Source organism: Micromonospora sp. NPDC049559 (genome assembly GCF_040676675.1).
Taxonomy (GTDB): domain Bacteria; phylum Actinomycetota; class Actinomycetes; order Mycobacteriales; family Micromonosporaceae; genus JBFAPK01.
Genome location: NZ_JBFAPK010000038.1, coordinates 17,508 through 41,246 on the forward strand (window position 1 = coordinate 17,508; position 23,739 = coordinate 41,246).

General features: G+C 74.7%; 7 protein-coding genes. 2 read left to right on the top strand and 5 right to left on the bottom strand.

The features are described from left to right. Positions 1-228: 228 nt before the first annotated feature. Complete coding sequence (locus tag AB0J86_RS30995) at positions 229-3,108, bottom strand: glycoside hydrolase family 48 protein (protein WP_363861243.1); 2,880 nt, start codon at positions 3,106-3,108, stop codon at positions 229-231. A 1,135-nt stretch (positions 3,109-4,243) separates the two neighbouring features. On the opposite strand from AB0J86_RS30995, the gene AB0J86_RS31000 reads away from it, so the two are divergent. Together AB0J86_RS31000 and AB0J86_RS31005 are read left to right on the top strand one after the other, a co-directional pair. Further along, on the top strand, positions 4,244-5,728 hold the full coding sequence (locus AB0J86_RS31000; RefSeq protein WP_363861199.1) for a GH1 family beta-glucosidase: 1,485 nt from the start codon (positions 4,244-4,246) through the stop codon (positions 5,726-5,728). Between the two features lie 384 nt (positions 5,729-6,112). Then, on the top strand, positions 6,113-6,595 hold the full coding sequence (locus AB0J86_RS31005; RefSeq protein ID WP_363861200.1) for a sigma-70 family RNA polymerase sigma factor: 483 nt from the start codon (positions 6,113-6,115) through the stop codon (positions 6,593-6,595). 73 nt (positions 6,596-6,668) lie between these two features. Here AB0J86_RS31005 and AB0J86_RS31010 read toward each other — a convergent pair whose 3' ends face one another. The 4 genes from AB0J86_RS31010 to AB0J86_RS31025 are packed head-to-tail and all read right to left on the bottom strand — an operon-like array spanning position 6,669 to position 23,695. Then, on the bottom strand, positions 6,669-9,995 hold the full coding sequence (locus AB0J86_RS31010) for a right-handed parallel beta-helix repeat-containing protein (RefSeq protein WP_363861201.1): 3,327 nt from the start codon (positions 9,993-9,995) through the stop codon (positions 6,669-6,671). Continuing rightward, the gene (locus AB0J86_RS31015; RefSeq protein WP_363861202.1) at positions 9,992-12,049 is read right to left on the bottom strand and encodes a hypothetical protein; all 2,058 of its coding nucleotides are present in this window, start codon (positions 12,047-12,049) and stop codon (positions 9,992-9,994) included. The genes AB0J86_RS31010 and AB0J86_RS31015 overlap by 4 nt, the downstream gene beginning before the upstream one ends. A 56-nt stretch (positions 12,050-12,105) precedes the next feature. Then, entirely contained in the window at positions 12,106-13,182 is a 1,077-nt protein-coding gene (locus tag AB0J86_RS31020) for a hypothetical protein (protein ID WP_363861203.1), read from the bottom strand. Positions 13,183-13,192: 10 nt separating this feature from the next. Next, positions 13,193-23,695, bottom strand: coding sequence for a toxin glutamine deamidase domain-containing protein (locus AB0J86_RS31025; protein WP_363861204.1), 10,503 nt, complete (start codon positions 23,693-23,695; stop codon positions 13,193-13,195). Between the last annotated feature and the right edge of the window lie 44 nt (positions 23,696-23,739).

Sequence of the window (23,739 nt, forward strand, 5' to 3'; positions counted from 1 at the left end):
TGACCGTGGGAATCAGGCCGTCCAGGTGACCGGTGTGCGACCGGTCCGCTATGGTGCGGTGCTCTCAGGGGCTCGCCCGGGTAGTACCCGCGCGGCCCGGTGTTGACGCGCCCCGGAGGTCGGCGCCGGTGGCGACGCGCGCCCCGGGACCGACGCCCGGCCTCTCGCCGGTCCGGGTCCGGCCGGATGTCGCGGCGACGCCGCCACACCCGACCGGCCCGGTGGCCGTCAGCCGTTCGGGAACAGGTTCCCGAAGTCGGCGAAGGCCATCGCGATGTCCGACTGGGCCCAGAACCGGTGGTAGTTGAACGACGGTACGGCGCCGCCGTTCAGGTACGCCTGGACCTTGGGCCACTCCGGGTCGTTCTTGTAGAAGGAGCGGATGTCCACGAAGCTCTTGCCCGGGGCGATCTGGTCACCGTTGGGCATGTCGCCGGACCAGCCCGGCGGCAGGTAGAGCCCCTGCCCGGTCGAGGCGTTGTAGACGTCGTCGAACCGGTTGTAGTCGGCCCGGGTCTCGGTGGTCGAGATCCCCTTCGACTCGGCGTTGGCGTAGAGCGCGTCGAGCAGCCCCTTGGCGGTGTTCTTCGCCGAGGTGTTGCCGGACTTCGCCGCGTACCACATCAGGGTCCGGGCGTACGCCGCGGCCACGCCCACGTCCTTGCCCTTGGCCGTGACGGTGACGTGCAGGTTGGTGTTCGCCGCCGGGCTGGACGGGTTCCAGGTGGCCGGGGCGCCGGTCCACTGCATGTCGGACGGGATCTCGAAGTTCGCGCCGGTACCGATGGTGGTGTTCGCGATCGCCCACGGCACCCACTTGTCCAGGATGGCCTTGGCCTTCGCGTTGCCGGTCACGTAGTACAGCTCGGCGACCCGCTGCAGGGACCAGACCTGCATGCCGAACCACTGGTTGCTGCCCGGGTCCTCGTAGACGGGGTGGTCGTCGTAGAACATCCCGTAGAAGGTCGGCTTGCCGGCCGGCGGCTGGGCGTACGCGCCGTCCCAGCTGTTGGTCGCGCCGCCGGCGATGGCGCCCTCGGCGGACTGCAACCACTGGTAGAACTCCAGCTGCCGGTTGAGGCTGTTGGTCCAGTCGGTCACCGCGGTCGGCGACTTGGGCTTCAGCTCCGCCACGTTGGTCAGCGCCCAGGCCGTGAACGGGTTCTGGTAGCCGAAGTGGTTGTGGCTGGAGCCGATCCGCCACGACCAGCCCGCGGAGGTGTCGGTCGCGCCGCCCCAGGCGTAGTACCAGGAGAGCAGGTAGTGCATGGAGTCCTTGCCGGTACCGGCCGGGCAGGTCGTCGGCCCGACGCAGTTGCCGATCTTCTTGAAGTACTTGTCGAACATCGCGTAGCGCAGGTAGTCGCCCATCTTGGCGGCCTTCGCCACGGTCGCCGCCACGTCGGCCTGCTTGCCCTGCTCCTTGGCCCAGGTCAGGGCCCAGTAGGCGGCCTGAATGGCGCGCGCGTCCGCGTCCGGCGCGTTGGTGTACTTCCACTGCTTCGCCGGGGCGTTCGCCTCCTTGATGGAGATGTCGAGGAAGCCGTTCGGGCCGCCGAAGGCGAAGGTCTCGCAGGACGGCTGCGGCACGGTCTCCCAGACCGACTCCTGCGGGCCCCGCTGGAAGGTGTTGATGTACGCGGGCCGGGTCGTGCCGTCGCCGCACCGGCCGAAGCCGTACGTGTTGTCGACGTCGAGCAGCCAGTGCATGCCGTAGATGTCGCCGGTGCCGTACGCGCTCTGCAGCTCGCTGCGCAGCGGGTCCACCCCGACCGGCACGTTGGGCTCCAGCTGCGACGGGTACTGGCTGGGCAGGTTGTGCTCGGCCGCGTACTGCGGGGTGCCGTTGACGCCCGCGGTCGGCTGGTCGTTGTGCGACGGGATGATGTACTTCTCCATCACCGTCCACGCGTTGTTGAACGGCGCCCAGTTCTGGGTCGCCCGGCCGTACTGCGCCTCCAGCCAGATCCAGAAGCTGAACGCCTCGGAGGTGGTCTCGTGGCCGTGGTCCGGGGCCTCGACGATCAGCGTCTCGATCGAGTGGTACGGCACGCCCTCCGGGCTGAAGTAGCCCGAGTTCTTGATCTTGCCGTACTGCTCCAGGAACCGCGCCTTGTAGACGTTGTCGCCGCCGCCCGGCGTGTCGTTGTCGATCTCGGTGGCGACGATCGCCAGCGGCGCGTACCCGGTGGCCGAGGCCGTGAAAGTGGCGGTACCGCCGGCGGTGTCGGTGTCCTCGGCCGCGCTGACGGTGAGGTTCACCCCGGTGTTCCAGTTGGCCGTCGTCAACGTCGCCGACGTGGGCGTGACGCTCAGGTCGGTGTCACCGGTACGGGCCACGCTGACCGCCACGTTGCCCGAGGGCGCTGCGCTGAGCTTGAGGTTCACCGACGAGCTGCCGCCCTCGGTGACGCTGACCGAGGAGGGGGTCGCCACCAGCACCGGGCCGGAGCTGCCGGTGACGGTGAACGCCTTCTCGTCGGTGGCGGTGAGATTCGCGTTGTCGTACGCCCGCGCCTGCACGGTGTAGCTGCCGGCGGGCTGGTCCTCCAGCAGGTAGCTGTACGGCGCCGTGGTGTCGGTGTTGACCAGCAGGCCGTTGCGGTAGAACTCGACCTTGGCGATGGTGCCGTCGGGGTCGCTCGCGGTCGCGGTCAGCGGCACGTCGGCCGGCGCCACGAACGGGCCCGCCGGCACGCTCAGGCTCACCGTCGGGGGCTGCTGCGTGGGCGCGCCGTTGCAGGTGACCCCGTTGATGGAGAACGAGGTGGGGCGCGGGTTGCTGCCGCTGAAGGAGCCGTTGAAGCCGATGCCGGTGGAGGCACCCGTAGCCAGGTTGCCGTTCCAGGACATGCTCGTCGCGGTCACCTGGTTGCCCGACTGGGTCCAGTTCGCCGACCAGCCCTGGGTCACCCGCTGGTTGCCGGGGAACGTGAACCGCAGGGTCCAGCCGTTGATCGGGTCGCCGAGGTTCTTCAGGGTGAGGTTGGCGCTGAAGCCGCCGCCCCACTCGTTGGTCGCGTAGACGACGTCACAGGCGACGGCGGCGTGGGCCGCGCCGGCGGGCAGGGTCACCCCGCCGACGACCAGCAGACCGGCGGCGAGCATGGCCACCCGGCGCCGTCGCGGGCCCGCCGTGGCGGGCCGCTCGACCACGGGCGTCGCCACGCTGAGCTCGGTGGCGGCCCGTCTTGCCCAGAGTTTCATTGCTCAGTGTCTCCTCGCGGGACCAGGCCGGGGCCCTGCGGCCTCGGCGGGGCGCCTCCTGCGCGGCGGTGCGGTGCGGCCGCGCGGGGGACGAAGGCGCCCGGAAAGGTGGTCAACCCGTCCCGGACCGGGGGTCGGCTTCACGACGGCAACGCCGGGCCGAACCGCGGAGTACGCCAGGGGGCGGCGGCTCCGGTCGGTGCAAGGGGGCGCCGTACCGAAACTCGGATGCCCTCGGCGGCCCGCGTCGCGCGGTGTGTGGCTCCCTACCGCGATATTTCGACAGTCTTGCATGGGAGCGCTCCCGCAGCAAGTGGCGGCGGGTGTGGCTCCACTGGGGACGGCGCTGCGGCCGGGCTGACCTGCGCGACGAGGAGTCGGGGAAAGCACGGCGGAGTTTCACCGAGGTTGGTGCGGTGTTTCGATCTTGTTTTGGGTCTTTCACAAAGCCGTGACGCGGGCTACAGTCGCATCCATCGATGGGAGCGCTTCCATCGATACAGGTCCACTAAGTGATGCCAGCACGGGCGCCGCGCCGCAAGTGGGCGCGGCACCAGGCTCAGCCGAAGGGGCTGGGGGCGGGCCAGCCCGGACTCCGCCGCCAGCCGATGCACCACCCTGAGAGGAGGTGGAACCAGAGCCACTCGCGTGGCCCGGCTCCCGCGCGGCACGCACGACCTGGACGCCAATTCCGCTCGTGCGTGTGTGTAACCACCGTGGGGACGGGGGTTGCCCTCCCCGTCCCCACACTAACCCCCACCGGCAAGGGGGAAATCGGTCGACAGGACAGGCGCTCCGCGCCCAACCGGTCGGCCGAATCTGTTATGAGCACCGGACGGCGGGCCGCCTCGCCGGCAGCGGACGGCCGCCGGCCGCCGCGGTCAACCGTGTACGTGGGCGCGGGCGATGGACGAGGCCCCACCCGACGTCATCGCCGATCGATCACCCATAGCGTCTTGCCGGCGTACCGCTACCCTGATTGGGAGCGCTCCCGGGCGCCGACGCGGATGGGCCCCACTCACGAGGAGACAACCCCATGTCCGTACTGACTCGGCGGCATCTGCTACGCCATGCCGCACTGTCCGCAAGCGCCGCCACCGCGGCCCGGGTGAGCGCGGGAACCGCCGCGACCGCCGGGGCGCTCGCGACCACGGCCGCCTGCGACGACGACCCCGATCCGAACGCCGATCCCGAGGCACCCCTCGGCCTGCGCTTCCCCGAGGGCTTCAGCTGGGGCGCGGCCACCTCGGCGTACCAGATCGAGGGCGCGGCCAAGGACGACGGCCGGGGCGAATCCGTCTGGGACACGTTCAGCCACACCCCCGGCCGCACCCGCGGCGGGGACACCGGCGACGTCGCCGCCGACCACTACCACCGGTACGCCGCCGACCTGGACCTGATGAAGGAACTGGGGCTGCGGACGTACCGGTTCTCCATCTCCTGGCCCCGCATCCAGGCCGACGGCACCGGCGAGCCCAACCAGCGCGGCCTGGACTTCTACCGCCGGCTCGTCGAAGGGCTGCGGGAGCGCGACATCGCCCCCATGGCAACGCTCTTCCACTGGGACCTGCCGCAGGCGTTGCAGGACGCGGGCGGCTGGGAGTCCCGGGAGGTGGCGTACCGCTTCGCCGACTACGCCGACGCGGTCTTCCAGGCCCTCGGCGCGGACGTGCGCGACTGGCTGACCATCAACGAGCCGAAGACCGTGGTGCAGAACGGGTACATCCACGGCCACCACGCGCCCGGCAAGCGCGACGAGGCCGCCGCCTACCTGGTCGCCCACCACCTCCAGCTCGCGCACGGACTCGCGGTGCAGGCGTTGCGCGCCACCGGCGGCGCGAGCCGGATCGGCCCGGCCCTGAACCTGCACCCCTGTTACCCCGCCGACGACAGCGCCGAGGCCGCCGCCGCGACCCGCCTCTACGACGGGTACGAGAACCGGCTCTACCTGGACTCGATCATGAAGGGCGGCTACCCCAGCGACGTCCTCGACGACCTCGGCCCGGACAGCCGGATGGTGCGTGGGATCCGCGACGGCGACGCGCACATCATCTCGACGCCGGTCGACCTGATCGCCGTGCAGTACTACACACCGATCTACGTGACGGCCGGCGGTGGCACGGTGCAGAAGTGGCCCACCTCCGAGGCGAACTGGCAGCAGATCTACCCCGACGGGCTCTACGACACCCTCGTCCGGGTGCACCGCGACTACGGCCCGATCCCGCTCACCATCACCGAGAACGGCCTGCCCACCCCCGACACCATGGGCGCCGACGGTACGGTCGACGACGCCGGACGGGTCCGTTTCCTGCGCGACCACTTCGCCGCCGCGCACCGCGCCATCGCCGAGGGCGTACCGCTGAAGAGCTACCACGTCTGGTCCCTGATGGACAACTTCGAGTGGGCCGAGGGGTACGAGCAGCGCTGGGGCATGATCTACGTGGACTACCCGACGCAGCGGCGCACGTTCAAGCGCAGCGCGCACTGGTACCGCAAGGTGATCGCGGCGAACGCCGTGTAGGTTCCCGGCCCCCGGTCCCGCTCGGGTGGGGCCCGTCGTACCCGGCCAGGTCGGCACACGCCTGACGGGAATCGTCGGGCGCGACGGACCCCACCCACCGCCGCCGCGCGTGCGCCGCCGGTCCGCCCCCACGGCGGTCGCCCCGGGCGGACGCCCCCGGTCCGGCGCCCCGGGCGGGCGAGGCGGGCCGGGTTCACCACCAGCACGCTCCTAAGTGGAAATGGTGGTCTGCTCTTTCCGTACGAGTCACCAAATGGACACTTTGCGCAATGTAATCTTCCGTGCGTCGATGTGGTGGATCTCGGGAAAGGCACGACCACTGTGACGCCCCACGATGGCTTGACCTCCTGTGACGGTGCCCGACGGCAGGACGCGGAGCATCGCATGGCGAAAGTCCACCAGACCCACGCCCGTCCGCTGTTGCGGTTCCTCATGGGGTTGACCCGCAACGAGCGGCACGCCGCCGAGGACCTGCTCCAGGAGACCATGTTGCGGGCCTGGCAACACCTCGACTCGGTACCGACCGAGGAGGACAAGGCCCGGCGCTGGCTCTTCACGGTGGCGCGGCGGATCGCCATCGACGCGGCCCGGATGCGACAGGTCCGGCCGACCGAGGTGAGCCTGCTCGAAGCGACGGACCTGGCCATGGAGGACCACACCACGGGCAGCGCGCTGGCCGTCCACTCCGTGCACGAGGCGTTCACCTCGCTGACCGACGCGCACCGGACGATTCTGCGGGAGATCTACCTGCGCGGATCCTCGGCCGACGAGGCCGCCGAGCGCCTCGGCGTGCCCGTGGGGACCGTGAAGTCCCGGGCCTACTACGCGCTGCGGTCGCTGCGCAGCGCCATGGGTCCCGCCGCCTGACCGCCGCACCGCCATCCCGCCGGGCGGCGGCCCGGCGCGTTACCCGGCGGGCGCCGGGCGGCGGGGACGGGCGTCACCCGGCGGCCGCCGGCACGGCGCCCGTCACGTCCGCCACGAGCAGCGTGCGGAGTTGGTCGACCGTAGGCGAGGAGAGCGTCCGCAGCCGGCCGGCCTGCCGGGTCACCGCCTCGTCGAGCACCTGCCGCGCGTACCGGCCGTTGCCGAAGGTCGGCGTCCGGGGTACCCGCTCGAAGTGCTCCCGGAGCGCCACCAGCGTCTCGCCCGGGCACTCGTACCCGCTCGTCAGCGCGAGCCGCTGGAAGATCGCGACGAGCTCGTCCGGGCTGTAGTTCGCGAAGTGCACGCGCCGGGAGAACCGGGAGGCGAGTCCGGCGTTGGCCGACAGGAACGCCTCGATCTCCCGCTCGTAGCCGGCGGCGATCACCACCACCTCGTCGCGGTGGTCCTCCATGAGCTTGACCAGGGTGTCGATCGCCTCCCGGCCGAAGTCGTTCTGCACCCCGGGCGGCGCCAGCGTGTACGCCTCGTCGACGAAGAGCACCCCGCCCCGGGCCCGCTCGAACGCCTCCCGGGTCCGCTGCGCGGTGTGCCCGATGTACTCGCCGACCAGGTCGGCCCGGGCCACCTCGACGAACTGGCCGCCGGCCAGCACGCCGAGCGCGGTGAGCAGGTCGCCGTAGAGCCGGGCCACCGTGGTCTTGCCCGTGCCGGGCGGCCCCGAGAAGACCAGGTGCCGCGAGAGCGACGGCGCCGGCAGCCCGGCCGCCAGCCGCGCCTGGGTGGTGGCCAGCAGGTCGATCATGTTGGAGACCTCCCGCTTGACCGCCGAGAGGCCGATCATGCTGTGCAGTTCGCCGAGCAGCCGGTCGACCTCCTCGGTACGGGAGTCGCCGGCGCGCACGCCGCCGCGGGGCGGCGCGCCGAGGTCCTGCGGCAGCAGTTGGGCGAGTTCGACCCCGGACGACGAGCCGCCCTGCTCGACCCCGGACGACGAGCCGCCCTGCGAGAGCCGGAACGCCTGGCGGCCGACCATCTCCTCGAAGACCTTGCGCGCCACCCGCGCGTTGCCGAAGTTGGCGTCCCGCACCATCCCGTCGAAGAGCCCGGCCAGGGCGATTCGGGTGTCGTACTCCAGCGAGTAGTGGTGCGTGCTGCACATCCGCTCGACGATGGTGACCAGTTCGGCGGTCGAGTAGCTCTCGAACTCGATGGTCTTGGAGAACCGGGAGGCCAGCCCCGGGTTGGAGGTGAGGAACGCGCGCATCTGCGGCGAGTACCCGGCGACGATGACGACCACCTCGTCGCGGTGGTCCTCCATGAGCTTGACCAGGGTGTCGATCGCCTCGCGGCCGAAGTCGTGGCCGGACCCGCCCTCCACCGGCGACAGGGTGTACGCCTCGTCGACGAAGAGCACGCCGCCGAGGGCCTCGGTGAACCTCTCCGCGGTCTTCACGGCGGTACCGCCGATGTGCTCGGCGACCAGGTCGGCGCGGGACACCTCGACCAGCTGACCGGTCCGCAGCACGCCCAGCTCGGCGAGGATCCTGCCGTAGAGGCGGGCCACCGTGGTCTTGCCGGTGCCCGGCGCGCCGGCGAAGACCATGTGCCGCGACATCGGCGGCGCCGGCAGGCCCGCGGCGGCCCGGCGCAGCCCCACCCGGTGCAGGCCGACCAGGGTGGCCACCTCCTGTTTGACGCCGGCGAGCCCGACCAGGGCGTCCAACTCGGCCAGCAGCGGGCTCGCCGGGTCCCGGTCCGGCCGGTCGGCGTCCGGCCGGGCCGACCCGGACGGTCGCGAGGAGGCGGCCGGCCGGGCCGGGGCGGGCGCCGCGGGTACCGGGGGCGTCGCCGGGAACACGGGCACCAGGTACCGCACCCCGTCGCCGCCGTTGCCGGCGAGCGAACCGCCCTCGACGCGTACGGGCTCGGTGGTCTCCACCAGCACGCCGTCCCGGGCGTTGTCGATGATCTCGCAGTCGTCGAGCCGGCCGGTGGCCCCCGCGGCGAACCGTACCCCCACCTCGCCGTCGTGCACCCGGCTGCGGATCGCGGTCACCCGGGCCCCCGGACCGGCCAACACCCCGGCGTCGCGGGCGCCGGCGATGTCGCACGCGGTCAGCGTCGCGGTCGCGTCCCTGCCCACGGCCACGCCGGTGCGCCCGTCGCGGACGGTCAGCTCGGTCGCCTCCAGGGCCGCCCCGGCGCCGACCTCGACCCCGGCGACCTGACACCGTTCGATCCGGCCCCGGCGCACCGTCGGACGCGCGCCCTCGGTGACCCGGATGCCGTGTTCGGCGCAGTCGCTCGCAACCAGGTCCTCAAGCAGTGGGGCGGCGGTACCGCTCAGCGCCAGCGCGGTGCGACCGCCCCGAATCGCCGTACCGCGGACGGACCCGCCCGAGGCGCCGGTGAAGAGCATCCCCGCCCCGTCGCCGCCGGTGATCTGCCCGCCGCCGAAGGTCGGCGCGGCCGTGTCGCCGACCGCCACCGCGGCCGACGCGCCACCCTCCACGCGGCACTCGGCGAACTCGCCGCCCGCCTCCTCGATCACCAGGATGCCGTGCCCGCCCGCCGAGCGGATCCGGGTGCGGGTGACCACCGGCCGGGCGGTGCCGGAGACCACGATGCCGTGCCCGCCGACCGCCCGCAGCTCGCAGTCCTCCAACACCGGCCGCCCGCCCGCGACCACCACCCCCACGCCGGGGGTGTCGTGCACGGTGGTGCCGGTCAGCCGGATCGCGCCGTCGTCCTCGACGGCGACCGCCGGCCCGTCCACAGCGCTGATGTCGCACCGTTGCAGGCTGCCGCGACCTCCGCGGACGCTCAGCACGGCCGACCCGCGTACGCCGGTGATCGTGCAGGCGCGCAGCACCGGGTCCGCGCCGCCGGTGGTGACCAGCCCGGAGGTACCGATGTCCCGGACCGTCGTACCGGTGATGGTGCCGGCGCCGGCCTTCTCCACGAGCAGCCCCGCGCCGGCGGGATTGCGGACCAGGCAGTCGGTCATCTCCAGCCGGCCGCCCGGCACGTGCACCGCCACCACGCCCCGCGCCACCACCTCGCAGTCGGCGAGGGTCGCGACGCCGCGCCCGACCTGCACCGCCGGCAGGTCCGGGCCGCCCCCGGCGAGCACCAGGCCGCGCAGCGCGGGCGCCCCGCCGGCGGCGAAGACCGCCACGCCGTCGCCGCCGTCCACGGTCACCGTGCCCCGGCCGTCCTCGGCCACGACGGTGACGTCGCCGGAGAGGTGCAGCTGTTCCCGGTACACGCCGGGCTGGACCACGACCGTCGCTCCAGGCTCGGCCACCGCCAGGGCGGCCGTGATGCTCGATTCGCATCCCGGGTCCGTCTGGGACACCGACACCACGCTCTTGATCACGCTGCGCCACCTTCGGGGACGGGCATCATTTCCGGTACGTCGGGTCGCCGGTACCGCCGGCCGGCCTCGTCCAGGCCCGGCGCGTACGACGACCGGGGCAGCCCGGGCCGGGAGCGGGTTCGCCGTGGCGCCTCCCGCAGCCGGGCCAGGACGCGTTCGAGGTCGTCGCTACCGCCCCGGCCACGGTGGGCCGCGGCCAGGTCGCGGAGCAGCACCCGGGCCGGCTCGCCCCGGCCGTCCGGCCGGTCGACGGCGAGCACGGTGAACCGGGCACCGGGCGGGAACAGGGCGGCGTCGCCGACGCCGAGCCCGGAGACCCGACGCGCGCTGACCGACCAGATCGCGATCTCCACGGCGGCCTCGGGATCCACCGGCGCGGCGGCGAGGTCCACGTCCAGGAAGGCCGGTTCGGCCAGCTCGTCGCCAGGCCGGTAGCCGGCCAGCACGTCGTGGCCGGCCGCGGTGGCCCGGAAGACCGGCCCGAACACCGACGGCAGGCGCTGCAGGCCGTACGCGGCGGTCCGGGCGAGCAGGGCCACCTGGTCCCGTTCGGTCTCGTCGCCGTGCCCGCGCAGGACCCGGTTGACCGTGTCGCGCTCCTCCAGCAGGTACGCCCGGACGGCGACCAGGCCGGCGACGATGTCGGCGGCCGAACCGGCGACCGCGCGCAGGCCGGGGTCCTCGGAGAGGCGGCGGGCGACGATGCGGGCGTGCGCGTCGTACCGGCCGTTGAGGGCCTGCCGGACGGCGGCCCGGTCCGGGGCGGCGTCCGGCTCCGGCTCGGGCAGCCAGAGCGCGGCCCCGGCGGCGTCCGGTCCGGGCGGTGCCGGCCCGCGCGGCTGCCGGGGCGCCGGAGCGGGCCCCGGGGGCGCCGGTGTGTCCCCGGCCGAGGGGTCTCCCGCGCCGGCGCCGCCCGCCGGGCGCGCGGCCTCGACCGCCGACCGGACGGGATCACCCGCGGTCGGCGGGTGGGTGGGGTCATCCCCGGCCGGCGGGCGCGCGGACCCGTCCGGGCTTGCCGGGTACGACCGTTCGTCCGGGGTCGCCGGCGGCGGGGCGGCCAGCGTGGCGAAGACCCGGTGCCGGCGCGCCGGGGACAGCAGTTCGCGCAGCTCCGCCGGGAGCGGGCTCGGTGCGGTGGGATCGGCGACCGGGTCCGCGCCGGACGCGACCGCCGGCGACCGGTCCGCCGCCGGCGCGGTACGGGCGCGAACGTGCGGTCTTCCGGGCTCCGGGTCGGCCGGCACCGGCACGGGCGCCGCGACCTCGGGCGCGACCTCGGGCGGGGACGCGGCTGCCGGTCCCGGTGCCGATGCCGCGCCGGGGGCGGCGGGCATCCCGGCGGAGGGGGCGGGTGTCCGGGCGGGCGTGGTGGGTGTCGGGGCGGCCAGGAAGGACCGGGCGAGACCGGACGGGGGCGCCGGCAGCACGGGACCGAGGACGTCGACGCGGCGACCGGCCGGGGTGCGCGGGTGGAACCGCCGGAACGTCTCCGCCGCCAGCGCGAGCCCGGTGCCGGTGAACCGTACGCCGGGATCCCCCGCCACGACCGGACGGCCGAGGGCGTCGGCGAGCGCGCCGATCAGCAGGCTCATCGCCGGGGCGGAGGTGACCTCGCCGGCGGGCACCACCAGCAGCGGGCGGGCGGCCGGGCAGACGGCGGCGAGGTGACCGGCGAGGACGCGGGGCGGCACCGCCCGGCCGTCCACCCGGAATCCGGCGACGTCCAGCGCGATCTCGACGACGAACCCGGCCGGCGACGCGGTGGTGAGCGTGGGCGGCCGGTCGCGGAAGCTCCAACCGGCCGGGGTGGCCCGGCCCGGCGTACCGGGCGGCACGGCCTCGGCCGCCGCCCCGGGTTCCCGCCCGCCGCCACCGTCGAGCGGCGCGCCGGCCGGTGGGGCGGGCGATCCGGCGGGCCGCGCGTCCGGGTCGGAGCGGCGCGGCCGGGCCGGCAGGCGGCACAGCGGCGGGCGTCCGGTCGGCAGGTGGGTGACGGCGCCGCCGACGGGTACGAGCGCCGGGCCGGCACCCGTACCGGTCATCGATGCCATTGGCGCCCCTTCCCTCTCCCCCGATGACATGTTCGACGGCCGGACGGCGCCAAAGTTCAACGGCTGTCCCGGTAGAGCCGCGTCAGGGCCCGGTGCACGGAGACCGCGTCCACCTCGGGCGCCCGGTAGCCGGCGGCGCGGATGTCGGCGAGCAGGTCGGCGTCGGGCGCGATGCCGTGCTCGGCCAGGTAGTACGCGCTGGCCTCGGGCCAGATCCAGCGCCCGTCGGTGTGGAACGCCACCGGCACCACGGCGCCGCGAGCCGGATCGGCCACGTCCTCGGTGTGGTTCGGGCTGATCAGCAGCGGGGCACCGGCGTCGAGGTAGCCGAGGACGCGGTCGCGCTCCTCGCCGGAGAGCCCGTCACGACCGGCCGGTACGACCGGACCGTCGCTGTCGAAGAGCCGCGCGACCCGGATCGGCTCGGCCGGCGCCGGCGCCCACAGCAGCGCGCCGAAGCCGAGTGCGGTGCGCTGGAACGCCGGCAGGGCGCCGGGCTCGGCGAAGACCTCGACCTGCGGGTGGGCCTCCCCGGCGGCGGCCAGCGCGTCCTGGAGGGCGGGTGCCACCGGGACCAGTACCGCGTCGTCGGCCGTGGCGGCCTGCACGAGGTAGACCCGCCGTGGCGCCGGCCACCGGGTGTCGCGGGCGGGGAAGCGAAAGGACCGCCACACGCCCAGGATCGCCACGCCCGCCACCTCGCCGCCGGAGACGGCCGCCCGTACCGCCTCGTCGGTCGGGTCGGCGCCGCCCGGGCCGTCGTACCCGGCGGTGAGGTCCAGACTGTACGGCACCTCGTCGCCGTAAGTCGCCAGGACGTCCGGCCCGACCGGGGCGAGCCCGAACCAGCCCTGCCCCTCCGTCTCCGAGCGCTCCAGCGCCGCCACCGCGTCGGCGTCCGCGCCCGCCTCGGCCAGGGTCGCCGCGAGCAGGTCGGCGTCGGCGGGGGTGAGCGCGATCCGGCCGGCCAGGGCCGCGAAGGTGACGGCCTGCGCGACGCCCAGCACGTCGCCGTCGGCGAGCCAGCGGCGCGCCTCGGCGGTCAGCTCGTCCGGCAGCCGACCGGCCGTACGCAGCAGCAGCCGGTGGTACGCGGCCACCCGGGCCGGCTCGACCCGGACGGTTTCGATCATGGACGCCTCCTCAGTGGCGGGAATCGACGGGTACGGGAACCGCGCCCACCTGGGCCGGCGCGGTCGGCGGCGCCGCGCCGCCGTGTTTGACCAGGACGGGTGCCACGGGTACGCCGAGGTGCGCGGTGAGCCGCCGGGCCACGTTGCGCAGCCAGCGGGTGACCTCCTCGGTCTCCGGCGCGGGCACCCGCACCTTCTGGCTCATGTACCGGCCGGACTTGTCGTTGACCTCCCAGCGCCCGGCCTCGGCGTTCCAGCCGATCTCGCCGCTGACCCGCGAGCGCGGCCGGTCGTTGGCGACCGCCCCGGTCTCCGGGTCGAACTCGACGGCGATGGTGGGGTGGCCCTGCCCGTCCAGGCGTTGCCGGAACTCCGCCAGCGCGCGCTCGAACTCGGCCGGATCGGCGGGACGCCCGCCGGGGTGGTACGCGTCGTACAGCTCGGTCCACTCGTCGTCGCCGAGCAGCTTGCCCATCTCCTCGCTGCCCACCCGGATGTGGCCCTCGGCGTCCACCGCGTAGTGCCAGTTCGCGCCGGTGTGCGAGAGCAGCAGCCCCGGCGGCAGGTCGGCCAGCCGGTACCAGAGCGGGTTGACCCGGGGGAAGCCGTCCGCGTCCTGCTCGGTCGGCTTCACCTGCTTGGCCAGGACCAGCGGGCCGTACTCGCGGTCCAGGTCGGCGCCGGGCGGCGGCGCGTCGGGCCGGACCGGGTCGGTGGCGGGGTCGGTGAGCGCGTCGAGCCCCGGCGTGGTGACCGGGGTGCCCGCGATCGGGACGTCGACCGCTCCGACCGGTACGAACAGGATCTGCGCCGGCCGGTCCGGCAGCCGCGCCGGCCGCCCGGTCTGCCCGTCCAGGAAGAGCACGCCGTGCGCGTCGTGGACGACGTTGAACGCGTGCCCCCGCTCGCTGCCCACCTGCCGGGTCACCACGACGCCGTGCGCCCCCGGGCCGGCGGCGGTCATCGCCGCAACGATCTCCGGGAAGCCGGCCACGGCGGTCAGGCCGCGGTCGCCGGCACCGCCCGAGTCGTTGGCGTACCGGACGAGATCCGCGGTCGGCAGTCCGGTCTCCCCCTCCTCCAGCGGCGGCGCCTGGAAGACGGTGCCGGGCTCGGTGCTGCTCAGGTGGGTGGCGATGACCGTGAGCACGCAGTTGGCCAGCCAGCCGCCGTCCGCCGGGTGCTTCCCACCGTCGTTGACCTGGCGCAGCCAGCCGTAGTCGCGCTCGAACGCCTCCTCCGGGTCGCCGTCCGGCCGCCACCAGGCCAACCCGTCCGTGCCGCCGTCGGCCGTACCCTCCCGCGCCGTCTCGTTCCCGCCGCTGAGCGCGGGCGGGTCCGCGACCGGGGCGCCGGCCCGCCGGGACTCCCGCTCGGCCCGCCGCAGCACGTCGTCGATGCTGGGCCGGCCGGTGGACGCGGCGGTCTCGACGAGGTGGGCCAGGTTCGGCGCGGCGTCCAGACCGGCGGGCAGTCGGGTCGCCAGGTACGGCCGCAGGATCGCGTCGGTGTGCCGGGTCCGCGCGGTGCCATCGGCCGGTACCGCCGCACGGCGCCGGGACGAGGACGTCGCCTCCTCCACCGGCGCGGGCGGTTCCTCGACCGGCCCGCGCCGCTCCTCCACCGGCCCGCGCCGCTCCTCCACCGGCCCGCGCCGCTCCTCCACCGGCTCGGGCAGCTCCGGCACCGATGCCAGCGGGCGCTGGAGCGGCGGCGGGGGCGGGGGCCGGAGCGGCGGTGGCGGTCGCTGGGGCGGCGGGAGCGGGGGCGGCTGCGACGGCGGCGGTGGCTGCCGGACCAGCGCCAGGTCCTCCGGATCCTCGGCCGTCGCGGGCTCCGGCGTCCCGTCGCCGATCGCGACGTACCGGGACTGGAAGTCGTCGAGCCGGCGGTAGTGCTCCTGCGCGAGCAGCCACCACTCCTCTTCGGCCGCGTCGCGCGCCCGCGCGGCCTCCTCCCACCGCGTCCGCGCGTCCGGGTCGGCGGAGCCGGCCTCGGCGTACCGGATCGCCGCCTCCTGCTCCGCCGCCTTGACGAACCGGTCCGCCGCCGCCGACAGCTTCGCCTCGCCCCGCACGATCTCCTCGAACGCGGTGCGGGCCTCGGCCGGGGCGCCGTCGTCGATGCCGAGGATCCGCCGGGCCTCGGCCAGCCCGGTACGGACCACCACCCGGATCTCCGTGTCGTCCGGGCTGGACCGCCGGTCGGAACCGGAGGCGTGACCGGTGAGCGTGGCCTCCAGCGTCGGGCGGGTGACGTACTCGACCAGCGCCGACGGGCCCTCGGGTTTGACGTTGCCGAACGACGTCGACCCGCTGTCCTCGCCGCTGGCCACCGCCGCCGTGTCGCCGCTGCCCGGCCCGGTGCCGGAGGTCTCCAGCGCCTGGTACGGGTCGCCCATGTAGCCGCGGCCCAGCAGCAGGCGGGGCATGTGGTTGGAGACCTCCAGGACGTGGTAGCCGCTGCCGGCGGTGGTCGAGTTCTGCCCGATGTGCTCGCGGTACACCAGCGAGTCGACCCCGGCGAGCCGGGCCGCCACCGGCGTCAGCCCCAGCTTCAGCATGGCCTTGCGCATCAGCACGTCGGTACTGGGTACGGCCGGCAGTTCGAGCATCTCCGGGGAGAGCAGCTGCGCGCTGTTCGGCAGCAGCAGGTCCGGCGTCAGCCCGGACCGGATCTGGAACGACGCCGGATAGCCGTCCTTGACCAGCCGGTGGCTCGCGCCGGCCAGCATCGTCGTCGTCAGCTGCTGCAACTCCTCCGCCGGGCCGAGGTCCTCCGGGGTGAACCGGGGCGGCACCAGCAGGCCGTTGCGGAGCTGCCAGCCCGGCTCCGGACCCGGCGTCGCCCCCGGCCGGTACGCTCCGGGCGAGTCCAGCCGCGCCGGCGGGTGACTGGTGCCCGTCGTACGCAGGTCGCCGGCCCAGCGGTCGACGGTGACCGGCGCGTCGAACGTGACCGTGCCCTCCGGCAGCGCCTTGCCGCGGTAGTACACCTTGATCTGGAAGGTGGGCCGGAGCACGATCCGCGCCTTCACCCCCCGGCCGGAGCTGATGTTGTTGGCCCGGCTCTCGTTCTCCACGGTCGAGGTGTGCCCCACCAGCCGCGACGAGGCGTACTGGTGGCCGCCGCCGATCGCCGCCTGCCTGCCGTGCGGGTTCAGGATGCCGGTGCCGGCCGCCCCGGCGAACGCCTGCCCGCCCCGGGCGGTGCGGTACACCTTGCTGGATCCCCGGGTGCCGACGGTCCGCAGGTCGATGTCGTCGTGGTCGGCCTGGAAACCCTCGAACTCGATCTCCTCCGCCAGCGTCGCCTCGAGCCGCACGTCGTACAGGCGCTGGGTGACGAAGCGGGTGTCGGCGTGGATCAGCGAGACCCCGCCGTCGAAGAGGTTGCCCCACGACCGGCGTACCCCGGCGCGCGACAGCAGCTGCATCATCCGGTGCCGGTTGAGCATCGGATCGGCGAGGCCGGTGCCGGTCAGCGCGTTCAGCACCGGTTGCAGCAACGCCCGCGACTCCGGCTGCGCCACCGCCGCGCGCAGGGCCGTGATCGCCGGGCCGACGAGCGACGGTACCCGCCGGAAGAGCTGGAGGCCCTGACCGGGCGAGCGGCCCGGCGGCAGGGTCAGCCCCGCCGCGCGGACCGCCGGGGTGACCGGGGTGGTGGTGCGCGGCCCCGCCGGCACCGTACCGCCGTCGGAGTCCGTCTCCAGCAGGCCCATCCGGACCGCCTGCTCCTCGCTGACCCGCAGGTACACGCCGTTGCGGATCACCGCGCTGTGCTGGACGGTCTTGTGGTGCTCCCAGCGGTTCGGCTGCAGCGGGTCGGGGACGAGCGACTTCGGGAACCGCGCCGGGTTGGTGACCTCGGCGGCGGCGGTCACCCGCAGGTCGGCCACGACCAGGTACGAGCGGGTCTTGCCCTTGCGGTTGTTCGCGTTGCGCTCGACGAAGCCGCTGACCTTGTCGCGGCTGCGCCGCAGTCGGTAGCGCAGCAGGCGTTGGTAGCCGGCCTGCGAGGTGGCGCCGCCGCCGTACCTGTCCTCCTGGGTGCCGGGCTTGCGTAGCGAGACCCCGCCCTGCACGCGGGCCTGGAGCTGGCTCTCCCGGGTACGCGAACCCCAGACCTGGGTACCGCCACCGGGCGCGTTCTCCGTCGTGATCTCGGCCTGCACCGGTACGAGCCGGGGCCGGGTGATCCGGGTGACCACGGCCACGTCGAGCTGCCCGCCGTCGTCGGTGGTGGTGACCGGCTCCAGATCCCACTGGGCCTCGGTCATCGCCGACAGGTTGGTGACCTGCCGGGTGACGGTGAGCCGGTCGGTGAGGTCCGCCCAGACCGGCATGCCCTCGGCGAGCGCCTCCGCGCCGCGCAGGCCGCCGAGCTGCCGGTTGGAGGCGCGGTCGCCGTAGTCCTGGGTGTCCCGCGCGGCCCGCCGCGCCAGGTCCAGCACGGCGGCGCTGCCCGGCATCGACTCGACGAACTGCCACTCGGTGACCGTCGTGTCGTCGTCGCCGTCGTTGCCGTTGCCCTGGGTGCCGTTGCCGTGGGTGCCGTTGCCGTGGGTGCCGCCGGTCCTCCGGTCGACGAAGTCCCGCAGGGTCGTCAGGTCGGTCTCGGTCCGCCGGGCCAGCGTGCCGCTCTCCCGGCCCTCCACCGTCAGCGGGTGGTCCAGCGCCTCCCGGGGGATCGCGCTGTCGGAGTAGAGCACCCGGACCGGGTTGGACAGGGTCATCCGGTACCGGGGCACGGACCGCCCACGGACCGTGACGTCGTCCCGGGCGAACCCGGGCGCCGGTCCGGGGCGGGTCTCCGCGCCGATGTCCTCCGCGTCGACCGTCGGCATGCCCTTGGCGGTCCGGCCGAGACCGACCCGGGAGCCACGGTCCCGGCCGATCCCCGTGCGGTACGTGTAGACGGTCACCTGGAGCTGTAGCGGCCCGTCGTAGCCCTGCGAGTGCGGGGTGCCGCCGTGCAGCGCGGTGTCCTGGCCGCTGGTCTCCACGCCGCCGTCGAGCCCCCAGCGCTTGTGCAGCTCGACGCCGCCGCCCGCGGTCAGCCCGGTGTTCACCACCGAGCCCGGGAACCGTTCGATGTAGGCGCCCTCCACCGCCGCCGAGGCCCGCCACTGGCCGCCCGCCGCCGTACCGTCCTGCTCGCCGGAGGCCTGGAAGTTGCGGACCGCCACGTCCTGCTGCCGACCGGAGTCGGTGAGGTCCTCCGGGTGCACCGCCGTGACGTGCACGACGACGTGCCGGTCCCGGAACACGCCGGTGCGGGTGAGCACCGCGGAGATCCCGCCGTTGAGCAGGGCGGTGTAGTTCTGGCGCAGCGCGGGAGCGGAGAGGACACGGTCGAGTTCGGCCTGGTTGCGGGCGCGTTCGCTGGCGGAGCTGGCCAACCCCATCCGCTTCACCACGCCGGCCAGGCGGAAACGGGGCAGGAAGCCGCCGCCGACGCGCCGGATCAGCGTCTCGGTGTTGGGGAGCGCGTCGCGGAACCGGCTCATCCCGTACGGCATGGCGTGGCCGCCGTGCCGTAGGTACGGCGGCGCCGGCTTCCCCGGCTCGCCGACCTGCCTGCGCTTCCCCTTCGGGTCCGCGGGCGGGGCCTCCGACCCGGTGGACGATCCGGCGGGCTCGCGCGGCGGGTCGTGCGGCCTCGTCGACGGGCCGGCCGGATCGCGCGGCTTCGTCGACGGACCCGCCGGGTCGGCCGGCGGGGTGGATGCCGGGGCGGGCGGCGGTTTGAGCAGTTCGGCCAGCTTCTTCTGCGGCAGGCGGGCCAGTACGGTCAGCTCGACCTCGACCGGGCGGACGCTGGAGAGCTGCGGCATCGGGTGCCGGAACGCGTTGAGCCGGACCGCCGGGTCCACCCGCAGCCGCACGGTCAGCTCGGTGAGCGTGTTCGGGATGTCCTTGAACTCGGTGCCCGTACGGGTGGTGCTGCTCTGCCGCACCGACGTGCTGGTGTTGCGGCGGAAGCCGGCCGAGAACCGCGCCTGCACCCAGGCCAGCCCGAACCCCCACCGGATCGGCACCACGCTGCCGCCCATGCCGACGTTGCTGATGTGCTGCTGCCGGCCCGTCTCGGTGATGCCGGGCTGCCACCGGAACGACGACTTCTTGATGTCGCCGACCGCGCGGACGCCGGTGACCTCGGCGGTCATCTCCAGCCCGAGCGCCTGCCGGCGGGACGGGCTGAGGATCAGCGGCGAGTGCGCCGGGCTCTCCAGCGCGGGCATCAGCTGGCCGAGCACGTTCGCCTCGGAGAGCAGCGACCGGACCTGGCCGCGGCTGATGCTGCCCGGCTCGACCACGCCGGTACGCCGCAGCCGGGCGAGGATCTGCTCGGCCGCCTCGTTCCAGGTACCGGGAGCGTCGGTGCCCGACATCCGGGCGTCGAGGATCCGGACCGGGCTGGCGTTCTCTACCAGCGTGGACACGTCGAAGGCACCGGTCCGGTGGTCGTCGCGCGGGGTGGCTCCGGCGATCTCCTCCAGCGCCCGGAAGGCCACGTTCGCGGTGAGGTCGCCGGGCTGGGCGGGACCGGGGGCGTGCACGGGCGGCGGGGTCGCCACCGTACCGAGCCGTCCGGCGGTGACCGTGAACCGCACCGGCGACAGCACGAGGTGCGAGGGCGCGCCGCCGCGTACGTTGTGCGAGTCGAAGAGGGTGCTGGCCGACTCGGTGCTCTGGGTCGCCTGGGCCAGCGCCACCTCGCCGGAGACGCCGCCGCCCGGCCCGTAACGACCGCCGATCATGATGCCCGTACCGAGGGTCAGGCTGTCGCCGGAGGTCGCGGTCTCCCGTACCGCGGTGGTGGCGTCGACGCGGGTGTCGTACTTGGCCCTGTCGTCGGACTGGTCCAACCAGCGCGATCCGCCGGTGAGCCGGGTCGGCGCGACGGTGACGCTGTGCACCCGGCCCCAGCCGTCCTTGACGTCGAAGGTGCGGCCGCCGGTCGCGAAGAACGACTGCAGGTCGTCGCGGAGGGCGCGCTCGATCTCCGCCGTGTCGACCCGGACACCGTCGCGCCCGCCCGGGGTCAGTCGGGCCAGGGTCGGGCGCACCCGGGCGCGGACCCGGGCGCGTACGGCGCTGGTGATGTCGGTGACGAGCTGGTCGAGGTCCGGCACGCCGTCGGCCTCGTACAGCAGCTCCGGCCGGCGCGCGTAGAGGCCGAGCTGCTCGGCCGTGGCCGGCGGCGGTGCCGGCGCGGGCGTCGGCGTCGACGCCGACGTCGACGTGAGCGTCAGGCCGGTCCCGTCGTCCGGCGCGTCCTCGGCGGTGATCCCCTCGAACGGCCGGGCGCCGTCCCCGACGTCGTCGTTGACCACGTCCCAGGGCTCGCTGTCGCCGCCGAACAGCAGCCAGGGGCGGCCCTCGACGGAGACCGGCTGTCCGGGCCGGTTGGCGGTGCCGACCCGGACGACGCCGGACGGGGTCAGCACGTCCCGCCCCGAGGCGGCGGCCAGCCGCCGGACGAACCCCTCGGAGACCTCGCCGCCGTAGCAGGCGAGCAGGGTCAGCGGGGCGTCCGTGCCGGCCGGGCCGACGATCCGGGCCACCTGCTCGGGGGTGAGCAGGACGGTGCCGGGCGAGCCGTCCGGGCGCCGGACGGGGGCGCGGACCAGGGCGGACCCGTCGTCCGTCGCGCCGTGCACGAGGACGACCGGGCCGCGGCCCGCGCGCAGCACGCCGCGATCGCCGAGGGCGGCGAGGTCGTCGTCGGAGAGCAGCGTGACGCCGTCGCGGCCGTCCGGGGCCGGGCGCACCACGAGGGGTACGCCGTCCGCGAGCCACCCGCCGTCGGGGGTACGCGTGACCTCCGCCGCGCCGCCCGACGGGGCGTTCGGCGGCGGGCTCGGCTGGACCGGGTCGGCGGTCTCCGTCGGGGTCACCGGGTCGGGGGACGTCTCGGGGGTAGCGGTGGCGCGCTCCGGGTGCCGGGGCGTCTCCGTTCCGGTCGAGGTTCCGGGGATCGCGGTGACGGGCTGCGGTTCCGCCGGCGCGCCGGTCTCCGCCTCCCGGCCGGGGGCCGTGGCGCCCGCCGGCGTCTCCCGCGCCCCGCCGAGGCCGTTCACGTACCGGTCGAGCACGTCGGCGATGCCCTGCGACGCCTGCGGTACGACCGGCCGCGGCCCCGGGCCCGGTTGCGCCGGCGCGGACGGCTGTCCCCGCCCCTCGACCTGCCCGGCAGCGGTGGCCGGTGCGCTGCCCGTCCCGCCGATCGGTGGCGCCGTGACCGGCGGGCTCGCCGTCCCGCCCGTCTGCGGCACCGAGGCCGGTGGGCTCGCCGTCCCGCCGGCGACGATCGGTGCCGGACCCGCCGGAGGGTCGCCGCCCGTGCTGCCTCCGGGCCGTTCCCCCTGGCCGGTTGCCGGCGTCCCTGCGGGCCCGTCCTCCGGCAACTCCTGACCGGTAGAGGTCGCGTGATCGGGCGAGTTCGCGCCGGGAGGACCGGTCGGGAGGTTCACCTCGCCGTCTTCGCGAGTCCGGTCGACCTCGCCGGGCCGGTCCGCACCGGTCTCGCCGGGCCGATCAGTGCCGCCGGGCCGGTCGGCGCCGGTCTCGGCGGGCCCATCAGTGCCACCGGTCTCGCCGGGCCGATCGGCGCCGCCGCTGGTGCCGGTGTTGCCGCTGCCCGGGCCGGTACCCCCGGTGCCGGCGCGGGGATCGCGCGCCTCGCCCCCGGTTCCGCCGGCCTCGATCCCACTGGTCGCCCCCGTGCCGCCGGCCCCGGTACCGCCGGCCGCCCCGGTACCGCCGGCACCGACGCCGCTGGCCTCGGGCCGGGGGCGGGAGGAGGTGCCCGCCCCCGGGTCATCGTCGCGGATCGCGTTGGGCGGCGGATCATTCTCCGCGTTGGCGGGCGGCGGCGCGTCCTGCCCCGCGTACCCCGGTGGCGGCGGGCCGGCGTCGAGCACCTGCTCCTGCGGGCCCGGTGCGGGCGCGTAGGCGGGAGGCGGGGCAGCCGGATCGGGCGGCGGGCTCGTACCTGGCGGCGTGGCGGACGGGGGCGGCGTCTTCGTCCCGGAGTCCCCGGCGGACCCGGACGGCGCGCCGGAGTCCCCGGCGGACCCCGACGGCGCGCCGGAGTCCCCGGCGGACCCGGACGGCGCGCCAATTCCGGCGGAGCCGCCGTCCGGGCCGCCGCGCAGGCCCGCGCCGAGCTTCTCGCCGGCGAACTCGACGGATCCGGAGAAGAGACCGGAGGCGGCGGCCCCGTGGATCGCGCCGCCGGCACCCCAGTCGATCTCCTCGCCCTGCATGAGGGCGTACAGGATCTCGGTGACGACCTCGGTGCTCATCTCGTGCGCGGCGTTCTCGCCGTACTCCCGGAGGAACTTGGAGACCGCCGAGTGCACGGCGGCGTCCGTGATGCGGTGGGCGGCGTCGGCGCCGTACGTCCTGATCAGGTTCTGTACGGCGTTGGCCGCCGCGCTGCTCAGCCGGTGCACGGTGCTCTCGCGGTACTCCCGCAACGCCGCCCGGGCGGCGTTCTCGACCGCGTCGCGGACCTGCCGTGCGATGCCGGCGGCGCCGCCTTGCGCACCACCGGGCGGGCGGTCGGCGGTCGAGTACGGCCCGCCGCCCCCGGGACCGTCGGGTCCGGGCCTGGCCCCGCCGTCCGGACCTGGCCGCACGTCCGGGTCCGGGCCGGGCTTTACATCCGGCTCCGGGCCGGGCTTGGCGTTGAGGTCGGGAACGTCCTTGCCGATCGGTACCGGGCCGTCCGGGCCGGGCTTGCCGGCGGGTCCGTCGGGCTTGGTGTCCTTCGGCAGGTTGTCCAGCAGGTTACCGGTGATGTCGTCGCCCGCGTTGCCGAGGAGCTTCTTGAGCAGGTTGCCCAGGGCGCCGCCGGCGGCGCCCAGGCCCAGGCCGACCGCCCCGCCCAGCGCACCGATCGCGGCGGCCTGCCCCACCTTGTCGGGATCGATGTGGTCGCGGTGCCCCTCGCGGATCTGGATCGCCTGCACCACCAGGTCCATCAGGACCTGCATGCCGATGCCGACGAGCTGCGACACGGCCACCGCGACGATGGCCCGGGCGAGCCACGCCCAGATCTTGAAGCGTCCGATCAGGAAGCGGGTGGCCATCGCGGCCAGCGACCCGGGAAAGAGCCAGGCGATCGCCACCGCGATCAGGAACTCGATCATCAGCTCGATCAGCGTCGCGATGATCATGAGCTTGGCGTACTCGACCTCGGTGGCGGCGTTCTCCATGTCGCCGCCGAGGCGTTGCACGTACCGGGCAGACAGCCCCAGGTAACCGGGGTCGGAGACGTACTCCTGGAGGGCGTCGACCACCGCGTCACCGGACTGGCCCTCGACGGCGGCGTCGATCTCCGAGATCGCCTTGCCGAAGAGCGGCACGATCCGCTCGATCGCCTCCGCCGCTTCCTTGTGCACCTGCGCGAACTGGCGCAGCCTGTCCTCGTCCGTGCCGGGGAACTGCTCGCCGGAGAGCCAGAACTGGAAGTTGTTCAGCTCATCGGAGACGTCCATGCCCATGACCCGACACCTCCTCGTCCCTGACCTGGCGCGTACCG